Origin of the sequence: Rhizobium sp. CF080 (genome assembly GCF_000282095.2) — a bacterium.
Classification (GTDB): Bacteria; Pseudomonadota; Alphaproteobacteria; order Rhizobiales; family Rhizobiaceae; genus Neorhizobium.
The window spans coordinates 265,690-286,893 of record NZ_AKKC02000008.1; the positions used below are offsets into that span (position 1 = coordinate 265,690).

Genomic DNA, 21,204 nt, shown 5'->3' on the forward strand with positions numbered 1-21,204 from the left:
GCGGGATAGGAGGTGCCGGTGAATCGACATTTTCAGCCAGTCAAGGTGCTGCTGCCGAACGAAGAGGTGGCGCGCCGGCTTGCCGATGCCATCAGGACAGGATTTTTCCGGCTCGGCTCCCGCCTTCCTTCCGAACGCAGCATCGCCGAACAGATGCAGGTGAGCCGCCCAACCGTGCGCGAGGCGGTGAAGCTGCTGGTCGAGGCCAACATCCTCAACGTCAAGCCGGGCGCCGGCGGCGGCACGTTCGTCAGCAGCGAGATCGTGCCGCTCGACCTGATCGTGCCGAGGCCGGACATGCGGCCGGGGGATATCGACGAGGCCATCGAGGTGCGCCGGCTGATCCTGCCCTGGGTGGCGCAGACCGCCTCGCAATATGCCGAGGATGTCGATTTCGACCGGATGCGGGAGGCGATCCGGTTCGGCCGGGATGCACTGCCGCCGCCGGAGGTGACCAAGAGCAGCCCGGAGCATATCAATTCGATCATCATCGCTTCGATGCGGTTCGACCTCGCCCTGGCGCAGGCGACCCGCAACAGCCTTGTCCTGGAACTGATGGAACTGCTGCTGCAATGGGTGGAGCCGATGCGGCGCGGGACGCTGCATACGCGGGCCGATCTCGCGCTGTCGCTCGAATTGGTCGAGATCATGATGCAGGCGATCGAATCCGGCGATCCGGCGCAGATCTCCGAGATCACCGAAATGCGGCTCGGCATTCTGGAAAATGCGCTTGAGGAACAGACCGGACGACGCCTTCGCCGCAACCGTAGGCGGGCCAGCGCGGGCTGATCAGCGCTCCAGCCTTTCGTGCCAGGCGGTGCGATAGGCTGCAACGTCCCAGGATGGCGCGGGCACGGCGCGGCCGGGTTTGGTGTTCGGCGAAATGCCGGCCAGAAGCGCTGCGCCCTGGCTGGTGCCGGTCGAGCCGGGGAGGGCGACCACCTGGCGGCCGAGCAGAGCCGTCAGCGCCTGAAGATAGGCCGGATTGGTGGAGAAAGGGCCTTCGACCAGAACCGGCCCCTTGGCGCCGATGAGGTCGAGGCAGGTCTGCGTCATCAGCGCGAGATAGAGGCAGGCTGCCGCCCAGCGCTGGTCGGTCGAAGCAGTGGTTTCGTTGATCCATTGGCGCTCGTGGCCCGGGAAGGGGCCGGAGCCGGCGGCAATGTTGGGCAGGAGCATCAGGCCTTTTCCGATGACATCCGGCATGGCTGCAAGGGCAGCTTCCGGCGAAAGTGCGCCGAGTTCCGCTGTCAGCATCTCGAACTCGCGGCCGCCCATGAAGCGGCTCGAGGGCACGGCGCGGCCATAGGCGTCGAGATTGGCAAGTGCGTCGCGCTGCGGATCGAGATGATCGAGATCGCCGCCGACGGCGAAATTGATAACCCAGGTGCCGGTGGAGACGACTGCGAAGGGCGGCTCGCGGCCGACTAGATGCGGCAGCAGCGAGGCATTGGAATCATGGATGCCGCAGTGGACCGGGATGGGTGTCGGAAGGCCGATCTGGGCTGCGATGTGTGGCAATAGCGGACCGAGCGTGTCGAAGGCCGAACGGACCGGCGCCATCAGGTCGCGGATGCCGAGCGCATCGACCAGCGGGGAATAGGTGCCTTCGCGCGGCCGCCAGAGATCGGTGTGGCAGCCGAGCGAGGTGACTTCGTTCGCCGCCACCCCGGTCAGCTGGAACGCCCAATATTGCGGATAGGTGAGGATGGTGCGGGTGCGGGCAAAGGCTTCGGGAAACGCCGTCTTCTGGTAATGAAGCTGGGCACCGACATTCAGGCCACCGGACAGGGACGGCGAGAAGGTTTCCGAAAAGGGCGGGCGGATCGACTGATAGGCTCTGCGGATATCTTCCGGATATTCGTGTTCGTAATCGAGCACGGGCAGGGCAAGTCCGCCCTCGGCATCGAGAAGCACCGCCGATGCGCCGTGGGTGGTGATGGAGATCGCATCGAAGCCGGGCTGCGCGGCAAAGACGGACAGCGCTTCGAGCACGAAAGCCCAGAGCGCCTCGATATCGTAGTGCGGATAGGGCGGCCCTGACAGAACCCGGTTCGGCGCGCGCCTTTCGGCGCTCTCCTCGCCGGTCGCGCAGTCGAGCACGACGACCTTGGCATTGGTCTTGCCGATATCGAGGACGGCGATCTTTTGCGGCTTCGTCATGGCAGGTGGAAGACCGTCACCAGATCGCTCTGGACCGGCGAATTGTCCGGATTGGTTTCCATGAGGTCGGCCATGTAAGCCCACCATTTCTTCATTACCGGGTGTTCGGGCAGGCTCGCCATCGTATGGTCCGCAGGTCGTGTCAGCACGCCGAACAGCGTATTGGTCTCGCGGTCGAGGTGGATTGAATAGTCGCTGGCGCCGGCTTGGTGCAGGAGATCCACGAGTTCCGGCCAGATCTCGTCGTGGCGCCTGCGGTACTCTGCTTCCATGCCCGGATAAAGCTTCATCTTGAAGGCGTGCTTTTCGAGCGTCATCAGCTCATTTCCTTGATGCGGCGGGCGATGATCGGGATGGCGATGGTGATGATCAAGAGCAGGCCGACGAAGATCGACATGACGATGCCGGGCACGTTGAGCAGGCCGAGCCCGAAGGTGACGAGGCCCATGACAAACGCGGCGATGACGACACCGGCGATCGTACCCGCGCCGCCGAGGATGGAGACGCCGCCGAGCACGACCATGGTGACGACTTCGAGTTCCCACCCTTGCGCGATCGAAGGGCGGGTCGAGCCGAGCCGGGAGGTGAGGCAGACGGACGCGACGCCGGCCATCAGCCCGGTCAGCAAGAAGAGGATGAACTTCACGCGCTCCACCGGAATGCCGGAAAAGCGCGCCGCGAATTCGTTGTTGCCGATCACATAGACCTGCCTTCCGAAATTCGTGGCGTGCAGCAGGATGCCGAAAGCTGCGGCAAGCACGATGAACAGCACGAATTCGAAGGAAAAGACCCAGGCAACATAGCCCTGGCCGAAATAGGCGAAACTTGCCGGATATTTGCCATAGGCCTGGTCGCCGAGGACGATATAGGAAATGCCGCGGAAGAGGCTCATGGTGCCGATGGTCACGACGATCGACGGCAGTCTGAGGCCGGCGACGAGCAGGCCGTTAAACGCGCCGCAGACAAGCCCGGTGCCGATGCCGATCGCCACCAGCCCCGGTGTGCCGATGCCGGCCTGGGCGGCGGCGCCCATCGCGGTCGAGGCGAGCGCGATGATCGCCGCCACCGACAGATCGATCTCGCCGGCGATGACGAGCAGCGCCATGGCAAAGGCGATCATCGCCTTTTCGGTGAAGTTGAAGGTGGCGTCGGAGAGGTTCCAGGCGTTCAGAAAGTAAGGCGAGGCGAACGAATTGAAGACGAATATCAGCACCGCCACGCCGAAAAGCAGGACTTCCCAGCTTGCCAGGAGGCGCGAGGTTCTGCTGCCGAGCCTATCGGGGATGACCCGTTTTGCGGAAACGACGTCGCTCATGCGGAGACCTCCCTTGCGCCGCGATCACGCAGGATGATGCGGCCGGCCTTGCGTTCGGCGCGGGCGTTGAAGACGACGGCGAGCACGATGACGATGCCGGAGATCGCCATCTGCGCAAACGGCGAGATGCCGATGACGGGCAGCGCGTTCTTGATGACGCCGAGGAAAAGCGCGCCGAGCACGGCGCCGGCAACCGAGCCGATGCCGCCGGCAATCGAGATTCCGCCGATCACGCAGGCCGCAACCGTGTCCAGTTCGAAACCGGCGGCGATATCGACATAGGCGACCGCGTAGCGCGATACCCAGAGATAGCCGGAAAGGCCGGCGAGCGCGCCCGATACGACGAAGGCAAGGAACTTGGTCCAGCCGATATCGATACCGGCATAGATCGCCGCGGTCGGGTTGCCGCCGGATGCATAGGCCGCGCGGCCGAAGGGCAGGCGGTTCAGCACGAACCAGGCGCCGAGCACGATGAGGATGGCGATCCAGGAGAGAATCGGCAGGCCCAGCACCGGCATTCGCGGGATGTTGAGGAAGGTAGGTCCCATCTGGTGGGCATTCACCCAGCCGCCGCCCGACAACACGAAGGCCATGCCGCGATAGATGGTCAGCGTTCCGAGCGTGACGACGATCGGCGGGATCCGCAGCGCCCAGACGAGGTAGCCGTTGATCGCCCCGAGAAAGGCGCCGATGCCGATGGCCATGACGATGAGCAGGGCCAGCGGCAGGTCGGGGTAGGCGGCATTGGTCATGGCGACCGCCATGCCGGTGAAGGCAAGGTTGGCGGCGACCGAGAGATCGATCGACTTGGTCAGGATCACCGTCATCTGGCCGAGCGCCAGGATGATCAGGATCGAGGTGTCGTTGAAGATGTTGGCGAGATTGCCGGGCTCGGCAAAGCCGGGTGCGCGGGTAGAAAAGCCAGCGATCATCAAGGCTATGATGATGGTAAGCAGGATTTCGCGGTTCTTCAGGAGGCGGTTCATGGGTTTCTCCTCACTGATTGCCGGTCGCGGCGCGCACCAGCGCTTCGGCGCTCAAGGCCTCGCGCTCAAACATGCCGGCGGCCAGGCCTTCCCGCATCACCATCACCCGGTCCGACATGCCGAGAATTTCGGGAAGCTCGGACGAGACCATGACGATCGACAGGCCTTCGGCGGCGAGTTCGCCGATGAAGGCGTGAACGGCGGCCTTGGAGCCGATGTCTATGCCCTTGGTCGGCTCGTCGAGAATGATCACCTTCGGCTGTGTCGCCAACCACTTACCGATGACGACCTTCTGCTGATTGCCGCCGGAGAGCGTGCCGACCGGGACCGAAAGGGCGGCGGCGCGCAGGTCCAGCCGTTCGGCATATTTTCGCGCAAGCGCCAATTCGTTGGCGGCCTTGAGGAAACCGGAGCGCGATGTCTTGCCGAGCGACGGCAGCGACATGTTCTGAAAAATAGGCATGGGCAGCGCCAGGCCGTGGCGGCCGCGCTCCTCCGGCACGTAGACGATGCCGGCACGGATTGCATCGCCCGAGGAGCGGATGTCGAGCGGCTTGCCTTCCAGCACCAGTTGGCCGGACGAGGGCCGGGTCACGCCGAACAGCGATTGGCAGAGTTCCGAGCGGCCGGCGCCGATCAGGCCGTAGAGCCCAAGGATTTCGCCGCGGCGAAGTTCGAAGGAAATGTCGCGGAATTCCGTCGGGTGGCAGTAGTTCTCGACGCGGAAGACCGGCGCGCCGATCGCAACCTCGACCTTGGGGAAAACGTCCTTCACGTCGCGGCCGACCATCAGCCGGACGATCTCGTCCTGCGGCGTCTGCTTCAACCGGCCCTGGCCGACGGCGCGGCCATCGCGGAAAACCACGAAATTCTCGGCGATCTCGTAGACCTCGTCGAACTTGTGGCTGATGAAAAGGATCGCCTTGCCCCGCCGTTTCAGGCCTTCGACGATGCGGAAGAGGTCGTCGATCTCCTTGCGGGACAGGGCTGCCGTCGGTTCGTCCATGATGACGATGCGCGCCTCGACCGACAGCGCCCGGGCGATCGCCACAAGATGGCGCTGGGCGATCGAGAGGTCGCGCAGCCGGATCGTCGGGTCGATCTCGCTTTCGAGCTGCAGCATGAGGGCCTTGGCGCCGGAATTGATCTTCCGCCAGTCGATCGTGCCGAAGCGGGTGCGCGGGGCATGGCCGAGAAAGATGTTTTCCGCGACGCTCAGTTCGTCGAAGAGCACGGTTTCCTGATGGATGGCGGTGACGCCTGCATCGATCGCTGCCTGCGCGCTGGCGAACGTAGTGGGCACGCCGTCGATCAGGATCTCGCCCTCGTTCGGGCGGTAGATGCCAGTCAAGATCTTGACCAGCGTCGACTTGCCGGCGCCGTTTTCGCCGATCAGTGCCGTCACCTGGCCGGGGTAAAGCTTGATGCTGACCCCATCCAGGGCTTTGACGCCCGGAAAGATCTGGCTGATGCCGCGCATTTCCAGGATCGGCATTGCTTCCGTCGTCGGTGCCGGTTGGGGCGATCGGTCTTGAATTTTCGTTACGCCGTTCATCAGCACATTTCCGACAGATCATGAGATATACGCGGCCGTTTAGCTATGGCGCGGCAAACATCTTCTCCCCAGCGGTGAGAAGATGCCGGCAGGCGGATGAGGGGGCGCTCCCGCCTGCCGGCAAGTGGAGTTCTCCGGATCAGAAGATCTTGGAGAACTCATCGATGTTCTTGGCATTATAGACGAACGGGTCGGCCATGGCGGCTTCGCCATTGTCGCCCACCTTGATCGAGCCCATGCGACCGGCCTTGATCGCCGAACCGGGCTTGGCGTCGGTATCGCCCTTGACGAGGTGGTAGGCGATCTGGGTGGCCGAATAACCGAGGTCGATCGGGTTCCAGATGGCGAATTCTTTGGTCGCGCCGGACTTGATGGCGCCGGCCATTTCGGACGGCAGGCCGAGACCGGTCACGTAGACTTTGCCGATCATGCCGGCATCCTTGACGGCCTGCGAGGCGGCCAGCACGCCGACCGTGGTCGGGGCGACGATGACCTTGACGTTCGGCTGCGATTTCAGGAGGCCCTGCGCTTCGCGGTAGGACTTGTCGGCGAGGTCGTCACCATAGACCGTGGTTGCGAGGTTCAGGCCGGGGAAATCCTTGAGCTGCTTCTTCATCTCGGCAATCCAGGTGTTCTGGTTCGTCGAGGTGGTGGTGGCCGAGAGGATGGCGAAATCGCCCTTGCCGCCTTCGAGATGGTCCTTGGCGAGCGTCAGGCACATCTTACCGATCAGCTCGTTGGAGGACGGGTTCAGGTGCATTATGCGGCCTTCCTTGGCCACCGCCGAATCCCAGGAGATCACCTTGATGCCGCGCTGTGCGGCCTTCTTCAGCGCCGGGATGACGGCATCCGGATCGTTGGCGGAGATGGCAATCGCATCCACCCCTTGAGCGATCAGCGAGTTGATCACTTCGATCTGGCCTTCGGCCGTCGTGGACGTCGGGCCGGTATAGATGACCTGGACGCCGCCGAGTTCCTTGGCGGCTTCCTGAGCGCCCTTGTTGGCGGCTTCGAAGAAGCCGTTGCCGAGCGATTTGACGACAAGCGCGATCTTCATGTCGGCGGCACCTGCTGCCGTCGTCATTGCGGCGAAGGCAAGTGCCACGCCGAGGGCAAGTTTCTTTGCAAGTTTCATGGTTGGTCCTCCCAGTTGATAGTTCGATCTTCCTCCCGCCGGTCGCTCCTCATGCGGCCGACGAGGAATCCTCCTTGGCCAGGTCCGCGGCTGCGGCACCGGCAATGATCAGCTTGACGCCCGCATCCTCGATCATCCGTGCGGCGTCGTCGGTTACACCGTCATCGGTGATAACGGTCGTCACCCGCTCCAGCGGGCAGAGGATGAGGCTCGAGCGGCGCGAAAATTTCGACGAATCCACCATCACGATCAGTTCTTCAGCCTGGTGCATCAGCTTCTGCTCGCTCTGGATCACCAGCGCGTCGGCTTCCATCACACCGAGCGGGCCGACCCCCTGTGCCCCGATGAACATGCGCCGCGCATAAAAATTGCGGATCGCATCATTGTCGAAGGGCGACAGGATCAGGCTCTGCTCGCGATAGATCGCGCCGCCCGGTATCGTCACCGTGCTCTTCGAGTGCTTGACCAGATGTTCGGCGATCGCGAACGAATTGGTCATCACCTGCAAGCGGCGCGCCGACATGAAATGCACCATCTGGAACGTGGTCGTGCCGCCGTTGATGATGACGCTGTCGCCTTCGTCGCAAAGTTCGACCGCGCGCCTGGCAATTGCGCGCTTCTTGTCGATATTGACCGATTCCGACACCCGGAACGATCGGGCGGCAAGCTGGCCGATCTGCGGAGGATGAACGGCTTCCGCGCCGCCGCGGACGCGCCGGAGCTTGCCCTGAACGTGCAGGGAAGCGATGTCGCGCCGGATCGTTGCTTCCGAAGCCTCGGTCAATTCGGCGATATCCTGCACCGTGATGACGGGCTTTTCCTGGATCGCGCTCAAGATGATGCGATGGCGTTCACGTTCGTGCATGGGCTCCTCCTCGCCGACAACTATTGCCGGAAAATTTATGATGTCAATCAGAAACGATCAAATTCGCTTTTATTGCGTTGCACAATGAAAGTTTATGATCGTTTGTGATTGACAGAGGGCGCGGCAATGCGCGATACCCAAAACAGGGAGATGGCGGCCGCCTCGTCGCCGTGAGCCGAAACACGTTGGGAGGACAAGCGATGTCGGGCCAAACCCGCCTTCTCGAAAACCGTTGGAATGATGTTCAGGCCGCCAAGCTCGATGAGCCCGGCAAGCTGCTCTATCGCTCCAATCTTCTCGGTGCCGACAAGCGCATCACCAATTACGGCGGCGGCAATACCTCGGCCAAGGTGATGGAAACCGACCCGCTGACCGGCGAAAAAGTGAAGGTCATGTGGGTAAAGGGATCGGGCGGCGATGTCGGCACGATCAAGCTCGATGGTTTCGCCACCCTCTACATGGACAAGCTGGAAGCGCTGAAGGGTCTCTACAAGGGCGTCGAGGATGAGGACCGCATGGTCGGCTTCCTGCCGCACTGCACCTTCAATCTCAATCCGCGCGCTGCTTCCATCGATACGCCGCTGCATGGTTTCGTGCCGTTCACGCATGTGGACCACATGCACCCGGATGCGATCATCGCGATCGCGGCCTCCAGGAACTCGAAGGAACTGACGCAGCAGATCTTCGGCGCCGAGATCGGCTGGCTGCCCTGGCGGCGGCCCGGTTTCCAGCTCGGGCTCGATCTCGAAGCGTTCGTCAAGGCTAACCCGAATGCCAAGGGCGTCGTGCTGGAAAGCCATGGCCTGTTCACCTGGGCAGACGACGCCAAGGCCTGCTACGAGCTGACGCTCGACATCGTCAACAAGGCGATCGAATGGTTTGCCAAGGAGACCGAGGGCAAAACGATCTTCGGTGGTGCGGTGGCGAAGAGCCTGCCCGCGCCGGAGCGCCGGGCGATCGTTGCAAAACTGATGCCGGAGATCCGTGGCCGGATCGGCAAGGCGGAACGCAAGCTCGGCCATTTCGACGATCAGGATGCGGTGCTGGAATTCGTCAATTCCAGGGACCTGAAGCCGCTCGGCGCGCTCGGAACCTCCTGCCCGGACCATTTCCTGCGTACAAAAATCCGTCCGCTGATCGTCGATTTCGATCCCGCGAAGCCGGATGTCGATGCGGTGATCTCTGCGCTCGACAAGGCGCTCGAAGATTACCGCGCCGATTACTCGCGTTATTACGAGACCTGCAAGCACGGCAATTCGCCTGCGATGCGCGACCCGAACCCGGTCATTTTCCTGGTTCCCGGCGTCGGCTTGCTGTCGTTCGCGCGTGACAAGGCGACGGCCCGCATTGCCGGCGAATTCTACGTCAACGCCATCAACGTGATGCGCGGCGCATCGACCGTTTCCGAATATCAGGGCCTGCCGGAACAGGAGGCCTTCGACATCGAATACTGGCTGCTCGAAGAGGCCAAGCTGCAGCGCATGCCGAAGCCGAAGAGCCTTGCCGGGCAGGTCGCCTTCGTCACCGGCGGCGCCGGCGGCATCGGGCGGGCGACCGCGGCCAGGCTGATGGGCGAGGGCGCCTGCGTGGTGCTTGCCGATATCGACGGCGGCGCGCTCGACACGACCAAAGCCGATTTCGAAAAATCCTTCGGCAGGGATGCGGTGCGCGGGGTTCTGCTCGACGTGACGACCGAGGATGCGGTGATCACGGCGTTTGCCGAGGCCTGCGTGGAATTCGGCGGCGTCGATATCCTCGTTTCCAACGCTGGTATCGCTTCTTCCGCGCCGGTCGAGGAGACGACGCTCGCCATGTGGAGCAAGAATATCGACATTCTGGCGACCGGTTATTTCCTCGTGTCGCGCGAGGCTTTCCGGCTGTTCCGCCGCCAGAAGCTCGGCGGCAATGTGGTCTTCGTCGCGTCCAAGAACGGGCTCGCCTCTTCGCCGAACGCGTCGGCCTATTGCACCGCCAAGGCAGCCGAAATCCATCTCGCCCGCTGCCTGGCTCTGGAAGGCGCCGACGTCGGCATTCGCGTCAACACGGTCAATCCAGACGCCGTGCTGCGCGGATCGAAGATCTGGAATGGCGAATGGCGCGAACAGCGGGCGGCCTCGTCCAAGATCGAAGTGAGCGATCTGGAGGAGCATTACCGCAAGCGTTCGCTGCTGAAGCTCAACGTCTTCCCCGAGGATATTGCCGAGGCGATCTATTTCCTCGCGTCGGATGCATCCGCCAAGTCGACCGGCAACATCATCAACGTGGATGCCGGCAACGCGCAGAGTTTTACGCGGTAAGGTACTCTCTTCTCCCCGGCGGGGAGAAGATGTCCGTCAGGACAGATGAGGGGGAGGAGTGAAGCGACGCCTTGAGCGAGAAGCGAAAGGCAGAATGTGCCGCGAAGTCCCCCCTCATCCGACCCTTCGGGCCACCTTCTCCCCGCTGGGGAGAAGAAACAAAGATCAGATGGGAGGGCCGAATGGTCGAGTTAAAAATCGCCGCGGATGTGATCGCCGCCGAAAACGGCAAGCGCGCAGCAGCGCTCAAATCCGACTACGACGCGCTGGGCGATAACCTGTCACGGCGCGGCATCGATATCGAAACGATCACCAGAGAGGTCGAAAAGTTCTTCGTCGCCGTCCCCTCCTGGGGTGTCGGCACCGGCGGCACACGTTTCGCCCGATTTCCGGGGCAGGGCGAGCCGCGGGGCATTTTCGACAAGCTCGATGATTGCGCCGTCATTCACCAACTGACGCGGGCGACGCCCACCGTTTCGCTGCATATCCCTTGGGACAAGGCGGATGCCAAGGAACTGCGCGCCAAGGGCGATGCGCTGGGCCTCGGTTTCGACGCCATGAATTCCAACACCTTTTCCGATGCGCCGGGGCAGGCGCATTCCTACAAATACGGCTCGCTCAGCCATACGGATGCTGCGACGCGTGCCCAGGCGATCGAGCACAATCTCGAATGTATCGAGATCGGCAAGGCAATCGGTTCCAAGGCGCTGACGGTGTGGATCGGCGACGGCTCGAATTTTCCGGGCCAAAGCCATTTCACGCGGGTGTTCGAGCGCTATCTCGCTTCCATGGCTGAGATCTACAAGGCACTGCCGGACGATTGGCGGCTGTTTTCCGAGCACAAGATGTACGAGCCGGCCTTCTATTCGACGGTGGTGCAGGACTGGGGCACGAACTACCTGATCGCCAATACGCTGGGACCAAAGGCCTTCTGCCTCGTCGATCTCGGACACCACGCGCCGAACACCAATATCGAAATGATCGTCGCCCGCCTGATCCAGTTCGGCAAGCTCGGCGGCTTCCACTTCAACGATTCCAAATATGGCGATGACGATCTGGATGCCGGTGCGATCGAGCCCTACCGCCTGTTCCTGGTCTTCAACGAACTGGTCGATGCCGAGCATCGGGAGATCAAGGATTTCCGCCCGGCGCATATGATCGACCAGTCGCACAACGTCACCGATCCGATCGAAAGCCTGATTTCCAGCGCCAACGAGATCCGCCGCGCCTATGCCCAGGCATTGCTGGTCGATCGGGGAGCGCTTGACGGCTTCCAGCAGGAGAACGATGCGCTGATGGCGTCCGAGACGCTGAAGCGGGCGTACCGCACCGATGTCGAGCCGATCCTTGCCGAAGCCCGCCGCCGTGCAGGCGGAGCGATCGATCCGGTCGCGACCTATCGCGCCAGCGGGTATCGGAAACAAGTTGCACTCGAACGTCCGGCCTCAGCCAGCGGCGGCGGCGGGATCGTCTGATCCCTCCAGCCTGCAATGATGCCGGCGGGTGGGTTCCGCCGGCGGCCAATTCTTGTGGTCCGATCGAGTAAACCGATCAGGTATTCCGGCCGAGTGCGCGCTCCATGCGGCTGAGGCCTTCCTCAAGCAGCGTGCGCGGGCATCCGAAATTGACGCGGACGAAGTTGCCATAGGCTTCACCGAACTCCGATCCGGCATTGAAGCCGACTTTGCCGTGCTCCAGGAAATAGCTCTGCGCATTCGGAGCCAAACCGAGTTCCGTACAGTCGAGCCAGGCGAGGAACGTGCCCTCCGACGGGATGAGCTTGATCTTCGGAAACCGGCGCGCGATTTCGGCCGACAGAAAATCGCGGTTGGCCTCGATATAGGCGAGCATCCGCGTTTTCCAGTCGCCCGCCTTCGAGAAGGCCGCAAGGGTTGCCTCAAGCCCGATAATATTGGCGTTGTCGACCATTCCGAGCCGGGCCTGGTTGAATTTCTCGCGGATCGCCTTGTTGCCGACGATCGCGAAGGCGGTCTTGAGGCCGGCGATATTGTAGGTCTTGCTGGCGGCCATCAGGGTGATCGTGCGGTTCGCTGCGTCTTCCGAAAGCGTGGCGATGGGCACGTGGCGGCGGCCGTCGAACAGAAGGTCGCAATGGATTTCGTCGGAGATGATCAGCGTATCGTTCTGGCGGCAGAGGTCGGCGATCGTCTTCAGCTCTTCGGTGGTGAACACCTTGCCTGTCGGGTTCTGAGGATTGCAGAAGAGTAGCGCCTTCGACTTTGCCAGTTCCGCTGCGAAGGCGTCGGTATCCATCATATAACCTTCGGCAGCCGGCGCGAGGGGCGCTTCGCGGCGGACAAGGTTCCAATTCGCCGGGGCTTCGAGGATGGGACGATAGACCGGCGTCTGGACCAGGACGCCGTCGCCGGGCTGAAGCATCGCGTGCAGCGCCATGTTGAAGCCGGGAACGACGCCCGGAAGGAAGACGATCTCGTCGGGCGAGACGGTCCAGCCGTATTTTTCCTGCATATCGGTGACGATCCGGGCGCGCAGTTCATCGCGGGCGACGCCGTAACCGAGCATCGGATGTTCGAGCCGGTTGCGGATGGCGTCGACGATCTCCGGTGCCGCGGGGAAGTCCATGTCGGCGACCCACATGGGCAGCACGTCGTCCGGATACTTGCTCCACTTCGAGCTGCCGGTGCCCCGGCGTTCGTGCACGGCATTGAAATCGGTCATGCTCTCAAGTCCCCTTACTATGCTGCCGATCAAAGTCGATCCGCCGCCTTCGTTGACGCCTGCCGCGAACAGGGCAAAGCGTGAAATCCACTCCGCTTGTCTCTAACCGACTGCGCGCCTGTCAACGCCTTTCTTCGCTTCGGTCGGTAGTTCGGCACTTCCCGCATCCGGCCCAATCTCTCCAATTTGTAATCCGGGGCCGCTGAAAGCGCCTTCCATTGGGGGCGTTAGACCGGTAGCGTTCAATCCAGCTGACTTTTCAAGCATTCAAGAAGTTGCGATCGATGGCGCGTAGGCATTGGGTCCTGGTCTCGGTGATAATTCTGGGCGCAGCGGGCTTCGGAGCCTATGCGCTTCGGGACCGCTGGCTGGGCCGTGTGGAAACCATGCTCGGGTTGGCGCCGACGGAGGCAACCGCGGCGCAGTCTTCAGGACGACCGGCCGGTGGGCGGCGGCGCTCTGGTCGGCAATCGGGGCAGCCGGAGTCAGTTCCTGTTCTGGTGGCCGATGCCAAGGCGAGCGATGTGCCGGTGTTCATCGATGGTGTCGGTTCGGTCCGGCCGTTGAACACGGTCACTATCCGCCCGCAGGTGAGCGGCAAGCTCGTCGAACTGCATTTCGATGAAGGGCAGGACGTCAGGCAGGGCGATATCCTGGTGCGCATCGACGATGCGGTCTATCGCGCGCAGCTCGACCAGGCGATCGGTAAGAAGGCCCAGGACCAGGCCCTGCTCCAGAATGCCGAACTCGCTTTGGACCGCTACCAGAAGCTGGTGCAATCGAGTTCCGGCACGCAGCAGCAGCTCGACACGGCGCGCTCGCAGGTCGAGCAATATCGGGCCGCGGTACAATCCGACGACGCGGCGATCGCCAGCGCCCAGGCCTCGCTCGACTATACGACGATCCGGGCGCCGATTGACGGCCGCACCGGCATACGCAATGTCGATGTCGGCAATATCGTCAGCTCTTCCGATGCTGCGGGCATCGTCACCCTTTCGCAGATCAAGCCGATCTCGGTGGTCTTTTCTATCCCGCAGCAGCAGCTTGCCAAGGTGAATGCAGCAAGCGGCGGCGGACAGCTCAGCGTCGAGGCGATTGCCGGCGACGGCAAGAGCGTGATCGACAACGGCGTGCTTGCGGCGGTGGATAACCAGGTGGATGCGACCACCGGCACCGTCCGGATCAAGGCCAATTTCCCGAACGACAAGCTGGCGCTCTGGCCAGGCGCCTTCGTCAATGCCCGGCTCCTCGTCGAGACGCTGAAGGGCGTGATCGTCGTGCCGACGGGCGCGGTCCAGCGGGGGCCGAACGGCACCTTCGTCTATCTCCTGAAGCCCGACCAGACGGTCGCCATGAAGATGGTCAAGCTGGGCCAGCAGGACGATGTGCAAACCGTCATCGCCGAAGGCGTGGCGGATGGCGACAAGGTGGTGACGACCGGGTTTTCGCGGCTGAGGGATGGAGAGCATGTCGAGGTTGCTGCCTCGCAGCCGCCGCCGTCCGTGGTACCCGGCAAGCCGAATGAAGACCGAAGGCCGAACCGGAGGCCGCAGGGCGCCACGGGGGCCGAAGCGGCCAGTGCTGCGCCGGTCGTCTCGCCCGAAGCAAAACAATGAGCACCTCGACGCTGTTCATCAAACGCCCGATCGCGACTTCGCTGCTCGGCGTCGCCGTTCTCTTGGGCGGCATTCTCGGCTATCTCAACCTTCCCGTCGCCCCGCTGCCGCAGGTGGATTTTCCGACGATCCGGGTGACGACGCAATTGCCGGGTGCGGATCCCGAGACGATGGCGGCGCTGGTGACTGCCCCGCTCGAGCGCCCGCTCGGCCAGATCCCGTCGCTGACCTCGATGACCTCGTCGAGCGCTTTCGGCATCAGCCAGGTGACGCTGCAGTTCGCTCTGGGCCGGGATATCGACGGCGCCGCGCAGGACGTTCAGTCGGCCATCAATGCGGCCGGTTCGGGCCTGCCGCGCAACCTGCCTTACCCGCCGACCTACGCCAAGGTGAACCCGGCCGATACGCCGATCATCACGCTGGCGCTGCGCTCGACCAGCTATCCGATCCGCGACTTGAGCGATTTCGCCGATACGCTGCTCGCGCAGCGGCTTGCCCAGGTTTCCGGGGTTGGCAATGTCTCGATCCAGGGCGGCGTGCGGCCGGCCATCCGCGTCCAGGCCGATATTCCGCGCCTTGCCGCCTATGGCATCGGCCTGGAGGATATTCGGACCGCGATCTCCAGCGCTAGCGTCGCCGGCGCCAAGGGCGCGCTTGACGGCGCGCACCAGTCCTTCACGCTTGCTGCCAACGATCAGATCATCGACCCCGAAATCTACGGCAATGTCGTCGTCGCCTACAGGAACAATGCGCCGGTGCGGCTGAAGGACGTGGCGGATATCGTCCAGGGGCTTGAAAACACCCGCGTGGGCGCCTGGTATCAGGGCGAGCCGGCGGTGATCCTGGATGTCATGAAGCAGCCGGGCGCCAATGTCATCGATACGGTGGGCAGCATTCTGAGGCAGGTGCCGCGCCTGCGGGAGGTGCTGCCGGCGGGCATTTCGCTCGATATCGTCAACGATCGCACCGAGACGATCCGGGCCTCGATCCATGACGTCCAATGGACGCTGGGAGTCAGCATCGGCTTGGTCATCCTTGTCGTCTTCCTGTTCCTGCGGACGCTGACGGCAACCATCATCGCGGCGGTCGCGCTGCCGCTTTCGCTGGTCGCTACTTTCGGGGTGATGTGGTTTGCCGGCTTCAGCCTCGACAACCTGTCGCTGATGGCGCTGACGATCGGTACCGGTTTCGTGGTCGACGATGCGATCGTGATGATCGAGAATATCGCGCGGCATATCGAAGAGGGCGAGAACCCGATGCAGGCGGCGCTGAAAGGGGCGGGCGAGATCGGCTTCACGATCATTTCGCTGACCGCCTCGCTGATTGCCGTGTTCATCCCGCTGCTGTTCATGTCAGGCATTGTCGGCCGGATGTTCCGGGAGTTCGCCCTGACGCTGACGATCGCCGTCGTCGTGTCGGCGGTGATTTCGCTGACGCTGACGCCGATGATGTGCGCCCGTATCCTGCGCAAGCCGGCCGAAGGGCGGCGCGGTCTGCTTGCCGGTGCCGATCGTTTCATGGACAGGGTGATCGCAGGCTATCACCGAAGCCTGGTCTGGGTGGTCGACCGCAGCGCGCTGATGCTCATCCTAACGATCGCGACGCTGGCGGCTACAGTCGCGCTTTACGTCTTCATTCCCAAGGGCTTTCTGCCGCCGCAGGATACGGGCCTGATCACCGCCGTCATCGAAACGGAACCGACGACATCCTTCGATGCGATGAAGCGGACTCAGGCGATCGTCACCGACAGGCTGCGGCAGGACGAAGACGTGACCGGCATCGTCTCCGTGGTCGGCGCGAGCGCCAATAACCTAACGCTCAATACCGGCACGCTGAGCCTGGTCCTCAAGCCCAGAGGCGAGCGGACCTCCTCCGTGTCCGAGGTCATCGACCGGCTGCGGCGGGAGGTCTCGCAATTGCCGGGCGTGCGCGTCACCTTCCAGGGCGTGCGGGATATCAGCATCAGTACCCGCGTCAGCCGGGCGCCCTATCAATACATCCTGACCGGCGCAACGGCTGCGAGCGTGGCGGATTGGGCCGACAGGCTGGCGACACGGCTGGAGCAGCTTCCGGAACTGGTCGACGTTTCGTCGGAAGTCGAGATGGGCGGCGGTCGCCTGCTGCTCGATATCGATCGCGAGACGGCGTCGCGCCTCGGTGTCTCGATGCAGGCGGTCAGCGATACGCTGAACGACGCGTTCGGCCAGCGCCAGATCACCACGATCTATGCGCAGTCCAACCAGTACCGCGTCATTCTGGAGGCCGCGCCGCAATATCAGTCCGATCCGAAATCGCTTGAGCGGCTCTACGTGTCAGGCGCCTCGAATACGCAGATCCCGCTCGGCGCCTTCGCCAAGACCTCGTTTACGGCAGTGCCGCTGGTGATCAGCCACAACGAGCAGTTTCCGTCGGTGACGATCAGCTTCGACATGGCTCCCGGCGCGTCGCTCAGCGAGGCGGTGAGCGCCATCAAGGCTGCGGAAGAGGAGATCGGCGTTCCGGCGACGATCCAGCGGGACTATTTCGGGGATGCCGAGGAATTCGCCAATTCGCTGGCCGGTGAGCCGTGGCTGATCCTGGCGGCGATCGTGACGATCTACATCGTGCTTGGCCTGCTCTATGAAAGCGCCATCCATCCGGTTACCATCCTGTCGACCCTGCCGTCCGCGGGCTTGGGCGCCTTGCTGGCGCTGATGCTGTTCGGCCAGGACCTGTCATTGATCGCGCTGATCGGCATCGTGCTCCTGATGGGCATCGTCAAGAAGAACGCGATCATGATGATCGATTTCGCGCTCGAGGCGGAGCGGACGGAGGGGCTGTCTCCCCGCGAGGCGATCCTCAAGGCTTCGATCCTGCGGTTCCGTCCGATCATGATGACGACACTTGCCGCGCTTTTCGGGGCCTTGCCCTTGGCGATGGCGCAAGGGACGGGTTCCGAACTGCGCATCCCGCTTGGAATCAGCATCATCGGTGGCCTGCTTTTAAGCCAGCTACTGACGCTCTACACGACGCCGGTGATCTACCTGGCATTCGAGAACCTGCGCAGCCGCATCATCGGCCGGCCGACGGGACAATCGCCTTCTCCGGCCGAAAGAGAGCTCGGAGGGTTGCCGTGAACATCTCGGAAACCTTCATCCGCAGGCCGGTCGGCACGACGCTCCTGGCGATAGGCCTGATGATCCTTGGCATCACCGCCTACCATTTCCTGCCGGTTTCCAATCTTCCCTCCGTGGATCTGCCGACCATCCGGGTATCGGCAAGCCGGCCGGGCGCGGATCCGTCCAGCATGGCGGCGAGCGTTGCCGCGCCGCTTGAGCGGCATCTCGGCGCGATTGCCGGCGTCACAGAACTGACCTCGTCGAGCGCGCTCGGTTCGACCAATATCACCATCCAGTTCGATATCGCGCGGACGATCGACGGCGCGGCGCAGGATGTGCAGGCGGCGCTCAATGCGGCGGCGGTCGATTTGCCGTCGGATCTGCCGTCGCTGCCGTCGTTTCGCAAGGTCAATCCCGCCGCCGCGCCAATCCTCATCCTGGCGCTAACCTCCGACAATGTCGCGCCGAGCGCGATCTACGATGTGGCCGATACGCTGGTCGTGCAGCGCATCTCACAGGTGGACGGGGTTGGCGATGTCAGTGTCAGCGGGGCAGACCAGCCCGCCATCCGCGTTCGGCTCGATCCCAGCCGGCTTGCGGCGATAGGGCTCTCGCTCGATGCCGTCCGTACGGCTATCGTCAGCGCCGCCACATTGGGGCCGATCGGTTCGATCAACGGCAGCGATCTCGCCTTTTCGATCGGCATGAACAGCCAGTTGCGAACACCGGAAGAGTATGGCCGGATTGTCATCCACAGCAGCAATGGCGTCGCCACGCGCCTGTCGGATATCGCGATCGTCGAGCCGGGCGTGCGCAACCGGCGTTCGGATGCCTGGTACAACGGCAAGCCGGCGGTGCTGCTCAACATCACCAAGGGGACCGATGCCAACGTCATCGAGACGGTCGATGCCGTCAAGACGCTGATCCCGGAACTCCAGGCGCTGATGCCGGCGGGTGTGGAGGTCGCGATCCTTGCCGATCGCACGACGACCATTCATGCGAGCGTCGATGACATGCAGTGGACGCTGCTGATCACCGTGGCGCTGGTCATGATGGTAGTCTTCCTGTTCCTACGCCGCGGGACGCCAACGGTTGCGGCTGGCGTCACCGTGCCGCTGTCTCTGGCTGGTACATTCGCGGCGATGTGGGCCTGCGGCCTGTCGCTGGACAACCTGTCCCTGATGGCGCTGGCGGTGTCGGTCGGTTTCGTGGTCGACGATGCGATCGTGATGATCGAGAACATCGATGCCAATCTCGAAGCCGGCATGAAGCCGATGCAGGCGGCGACGGAGGGGGCGCGGCAGATCGGCTTTACCGTCATCTCGATCAGCGCCTCGCTGCTGGCCGCCTTCATTCCGATGTTCTTCCTCGGCGGCATCATCGGAAAGTTCTTCCAGAGTTTTTCGCTGACGCTCGGCTTTGCGATCGTGATCTCCACGGTGGTTTCGCTGACGCTGACACCGATGATCTGCGCGCATCGCCTGCGGGCGCATGAAAAGCGCGGCCATAAGGGGGATGCGGAACGTGCGGGAGTGCTGGGAGCGGTTGTCAGCTTCTATGGTCGTACCTTGAAAGCCGTGCTCCACCATCAGGTCGCTGCCGTCGTGGTGATCCTCGCCTGTGTCGGCCTGACCGCCTATCTCTACGTGAAAATTCCAAAGGGCTTCATTCCGCAGGACGATACCGGTTTCATCCAGGGCGGCACCGAGGCCTCGACCGATATTTCCTATCCGGCAATGGTCGCCCTGCAGAAACAGGCTGCCGAGATTGCGGGCCGGGACCCAGCGGTATCCGGCATCGGCTCGTCTGCCGGCGGCGGATTTTTCGGCTCGGTCAACCGCGGTCAGCTGACGATCGCGCTGAAGCCGCCCTCCGAGCGGTCATCGACCGCGGAGGTGATCGAGCGGATGCGCCAGGAACTGGCGACCATTCCCGGGCTCAACAGCTACCTGTTCTCGCCGTCCGATATCCGCATCGGCGCCCGTTCGGCGCCGTCGCCGTTCCAGTTCACGCTCTGGGACGAGGATTTCAACGAACTGACGACCTGGGCGCCAAAGGTTCTCGACGCGCTCCGCAAGGAGCCGGTGCTCACCGACGTCAATTCCGACCGCCAGCCGAACGGGCTGCAGGCGACGGTCAATATCAATCGCGACGAGGCGGCGCGCCTCGGCGTCAGCATCCAGTCGATCGACAGCGCGCTCAACAGCGCCTTTGCCCAGCGGCAGGTCTCGACGATCTACACGCAGCGCAATCAATACCGGGTGGTGCTGGAAGCCGATCCGCGCTTTGCGCGCGACCCGTCGGACATTTCCGCGCTCTACGTGCCGGGGGCGGGCGGGAAGCTGGTGCCGATCTCAAGCGTCACCGCGGTCGAGCGGACGCTCGCGCCGCTTGTCGTCAATCACCAGGGCCAGTTTCCCTCGGTGACGATGTCTTACAACGTCAAGCTCGGGGGCACGCTGCAGGATGCCAACGATGCGGTGCTGCATGCGGTGGGCGAACTGCATATTCCGGATTCGCTGCATGCCGAATTTGCGGGTGACGCCGGTGCCGGGGGCTCGTCGAACAATCAGCCCCTATTGATGGCTGCGGCCATCCTGACCGTCTATATCGTGCTCGGCATTCTCTACGAGAGCCTCGCGCACCCGCTGACGATCATCTCGACCCTGCCGTCTGCGGGGCTTGGTGCCCTGCTCGCCCTGATGATCAGTGGGACGGAGCTGACGATCATCGCCTTCATCGGCATCGTCCTGCTGATCGGCATCGTCAAGAAGAACGGCATCATGCTGGTCGATTTTGCTTTGCAGGCCGAGCGGCGGCTGGGGCTTGCCCCTGATGAGGCGATCTTCCAGGCATGCCTGCAGCGTTTCCGGCCGATCCTGATGACGACGCTTGCCGCGATTATGGGCGCCGTTCCGCTGATCATCGCCACGGGACCGGGTTCGGAACTTCGGCGCCCGCTCGGCATCACCATTGTCGGTGGGCTGGTCATCTCGCAGATCCTGACCCTCTACACGACGCCGATCATCTACCTGATCCTGGCAAAGCTGCATAACCGCCGGTCGCAGCGCCGGGCGCTTGTTCGGGGTGCAGGAGTGGTCGATCCGGTTCGGTAGTCGGTAGTCGGGGATGCGCGACATCGATCCGGCCGGCGGCTTAGGCGCGGATCAGGATACGTGCTTCTGTCGCGGCCTCGACGAAAGCCTTTCGGGCTTCTTCTGGCTTGCGTTTTCCGGCATCCACGTCGGCGCAGACGGCAAGCGCCCGGTCAAGGGCGGCGCCATCCTCCGTCGGCCAGTCTTCGATCATCGCCCACGCGGCACCTTGCGTCGTCTCGATCGCGGTCTCAGCCGGCGGCTCGCCGATCGATATGACGACCGGCTTGTTCCAAGGCGTGTTCATTCTTTCAAGCATCCTGTCTGATCAGTGTCGGTCTCATAGACCGATTTGACAGCCGTGGCGAGACTGAGCTCC

The 21,204-nt window shown here is 63.1% G+C and carries 15 protein-coding genes; 6 read left to right on the top strand and 9 right to left on the bottom strand.

Annotated elements, in window-relative coordinates; all coding sequences use genetic code 11:
• The first annotated feature begins 18 nt into the window (after window positions 1-18).
• Window positions 19-789 carry a GntR family transcriptional regulator gene (locus tag PMI07_RS18595; protein WP_007751744.1) on the top strand — a complete coding sequence of 257 codons (771 nt, stop codon included), beginning with the start codon at window positions 19-21 and terminating at the stop codon, window positions 787-789.
• On the opposite strand, the gene PMI07_RS18600 is transcribed toward PMI07_RS18595, so the two are convergent.
• The 7 genes from PMI07_RS18600 to PMI07_RS18630 form a co-directional block, all read right to left on the bottom strand.
• Complete coding sequence (locus tag PMI07_RS18600) at window positions 790-2,163, bottom strand: FGGY-family carbohydrate kinase (RefSeq protein ID WP_007751746.1); 1,374 nt, start codon at window positions 2,161-2,163, stop codon at window positions 790-792.
• The gene (rhaM, locus tag PMI07_RS18605) at window positions 2,160-2,480 is read right to left on the bottom strand and encodes an L-rhamnose mutarotase (RefSeq protein ID WP_007751748.1); all 321 of its coding nucleotides are present in this window, start codon (window positions 2,478-2,480) and stop codon (window positions 2,160-2,162) included. Before rhaM ends, PMI07_RS18600 begins: the two co-directional genes overlap by 4 nt.
• Window positions 2,480-3,478 (bottom strand): ABC transporter permease, encoded by a 999-nt coding sequence (locus tag PMI07_RS18610; RefSeq protein ID WP_007751750.1) that lies wholly within the window; start codon window positions 3,476-3,478, stop codon window positions 2,480-2,482. Before PMI07_RS18610 ends, rhaM begins: the two co-directional genes overlap by 1 nt.
• Window positions 3,475-4,464 carry an ABC transporter permease gene (locus tag PMI07_RS18615; RefSeq protein ID WP_007751752.1) on the bottom strand — a complete coding sequence of 330 codons (990 nt, stop codon included), beginning with the start codon at window positions 4,462-4,464 and terminating at the stop codon, window positions 3,475-3,477. The genes PMI07_RS18610 and PMI07_RS18615 overlap by 4 nt, the downstream gene beginning before the upstream one ends.
• Window positions 4,465-4,474: 10 nt before the next feature.
• Entirely contained in the window at window positions 4,475-5,959 is a 1,485-nt protein-coding gene (locus tag PMI07_RS18620) for a sugar ABC transporter ATP-binding protein (protein ID WP_007751755.1), read from the bottom strand.
• A gap of 199 nt (window positions 5,960-6,158) precedes the next feature.
• Window positions 6,159-7,154: a rhamnose ABC transporter substrate-binding protein gene (gene rhaS / locus PMI07_RS18625; protein ID WP_007751758.1), complete on the bottom strand. Its 996-nt coding sequence runs from the start codon at window positions 7,152-7,154 to the stop codon at window positions 6,159-6,161.
• A gap of 49 nt (window positions 7,155-7,203) precedes the next feature.
• On the bottom strand, window positions 7,204-8,019 hold the full coding sequence (locus PMI07_RS18630; RefSeq protein ID WP_007751761.1) for a DeoR/GlpR family DNA-binding transcription regulator: 816 nt from the start codon (window positions 8,017-8,019) through the stop codon (window positions 7,204-7,206).
• Window positions 8,020-8,219: 200 nt separating this feature from the next.
• Between PMI07_RS18630 and PMI07_RS18635 the strand changes: the two genes are divergently transcribed.
• Window positions 8,220-10,316 carry a bifunctional rhamnulose-1-phosphate aldolase/short-chain dehydrogenase gene (locus PMI07_RS18635; protein WP_007751764.1) on the top strand — a complete coding sequence of 699 codons (2,097 nt, stop codon included), beginning with the start codon at window positions 8,220-8,222 and terminating at the stop codon, window positions 10,314-10,316.
• 182 nt (window positions 10,317-10,498) lie between these two features.
• Complete coding sequence (gene rhaI, locus PMI07_RS18640; protein WP_007751766.1) at window positions 10,499-11,791, top strand: L-rhamnose catabolism isomerase; 1,293 nt, start codon at window positions 10,499-10,501, stop codon at window positions 11,789-11,791.
• A gap of 76 nt (window positions 11,792-11,867) precedes the next feature.
• Here rhaI and PMI07_RS18645 read toward each other — a convergent pair whose 3' ends face one another.
• On the bottom strand, window positions 11,868-13,016 hold the full coding sequence (locus PMI07_RS18645; RefSeq protein ID WP_007751769.1) for a MalY/PatB family protein: 1,149 nt from the start codon (window positions 13,014-13,016) through the stop codon (window positions 11,868-11,870).
• 284 nt (window positions 13,017-13,300) lie between these two features.
• Between PMI07_RS18645 and PMI07_RS18650 the strand changes: the two genes are divergently transcribed.
• From PMI07_RS18650 to PMI07_RS18660, 3 genes are read left to right on the top strand one after another with little or no spacing between them, the layout of a single operon-like run.
• The gene (locus tag PMI07_RS18650) at window positions 13,301-14,632 is read left to right on the top strand and encodes an efflux RND transporter periplasmic adaptor subunit (protein ID WP_007751778.1); all 1,332 of its coding nucleotides are present in this window, start codon (window positions 13,301-13,303) and stop codon (window positions 14,630-14,632) included.
• Window positions 14,629-17,748 (top strand): efflux RND transporter permease subunit, encoded by a 3,120-nt coding sequence (locus tag PMI07_RS18655; RefSeq protein ID WP_007751782.1) that lies wholly within the window; start codon window positions 14,629-14,631, stop codon window positions 17,746-17,748. The genes PMI07_RS18650 and PMI07_RS18655 overlap by 4 nt, the downstream gene beginning before the upstream one ends.
• Complete coding sequence (locus PMI07_RS18660) at window positions 17,745-20,846, top strand: efflux RND transporter permease subunit (protein ID WP_024163918.1); 3,102 nt, start codon at window positions 17,745-17,747, stop codon at window positions 20,844-20,846. Before PMI07_RS18655 ends, PMI07_RS18660 begins: the two co-directional genes overlap by 4 nt.
• 40 nt (window positions 20,847-20,886) lie before the next feature.
• Here PMI07_RS18660 and PMI07_RS18665 read toward each other — a convergent pair whose 3' ends face one another.
• On the bottom strand, window positions 20,887-21,132 hold the full coding sequence (locus tag PMI07_RS18665; RefSeq protein WP_007774275.1) for a DUF982 domain-containing protein: 246 nt from the start codon (window positions 21,130-21,132) through the stop codon (window positions 20,887-20,889).
• Between the last annotated feature and the right edge of the window lie 72 nt (window positions 21,133-21,204).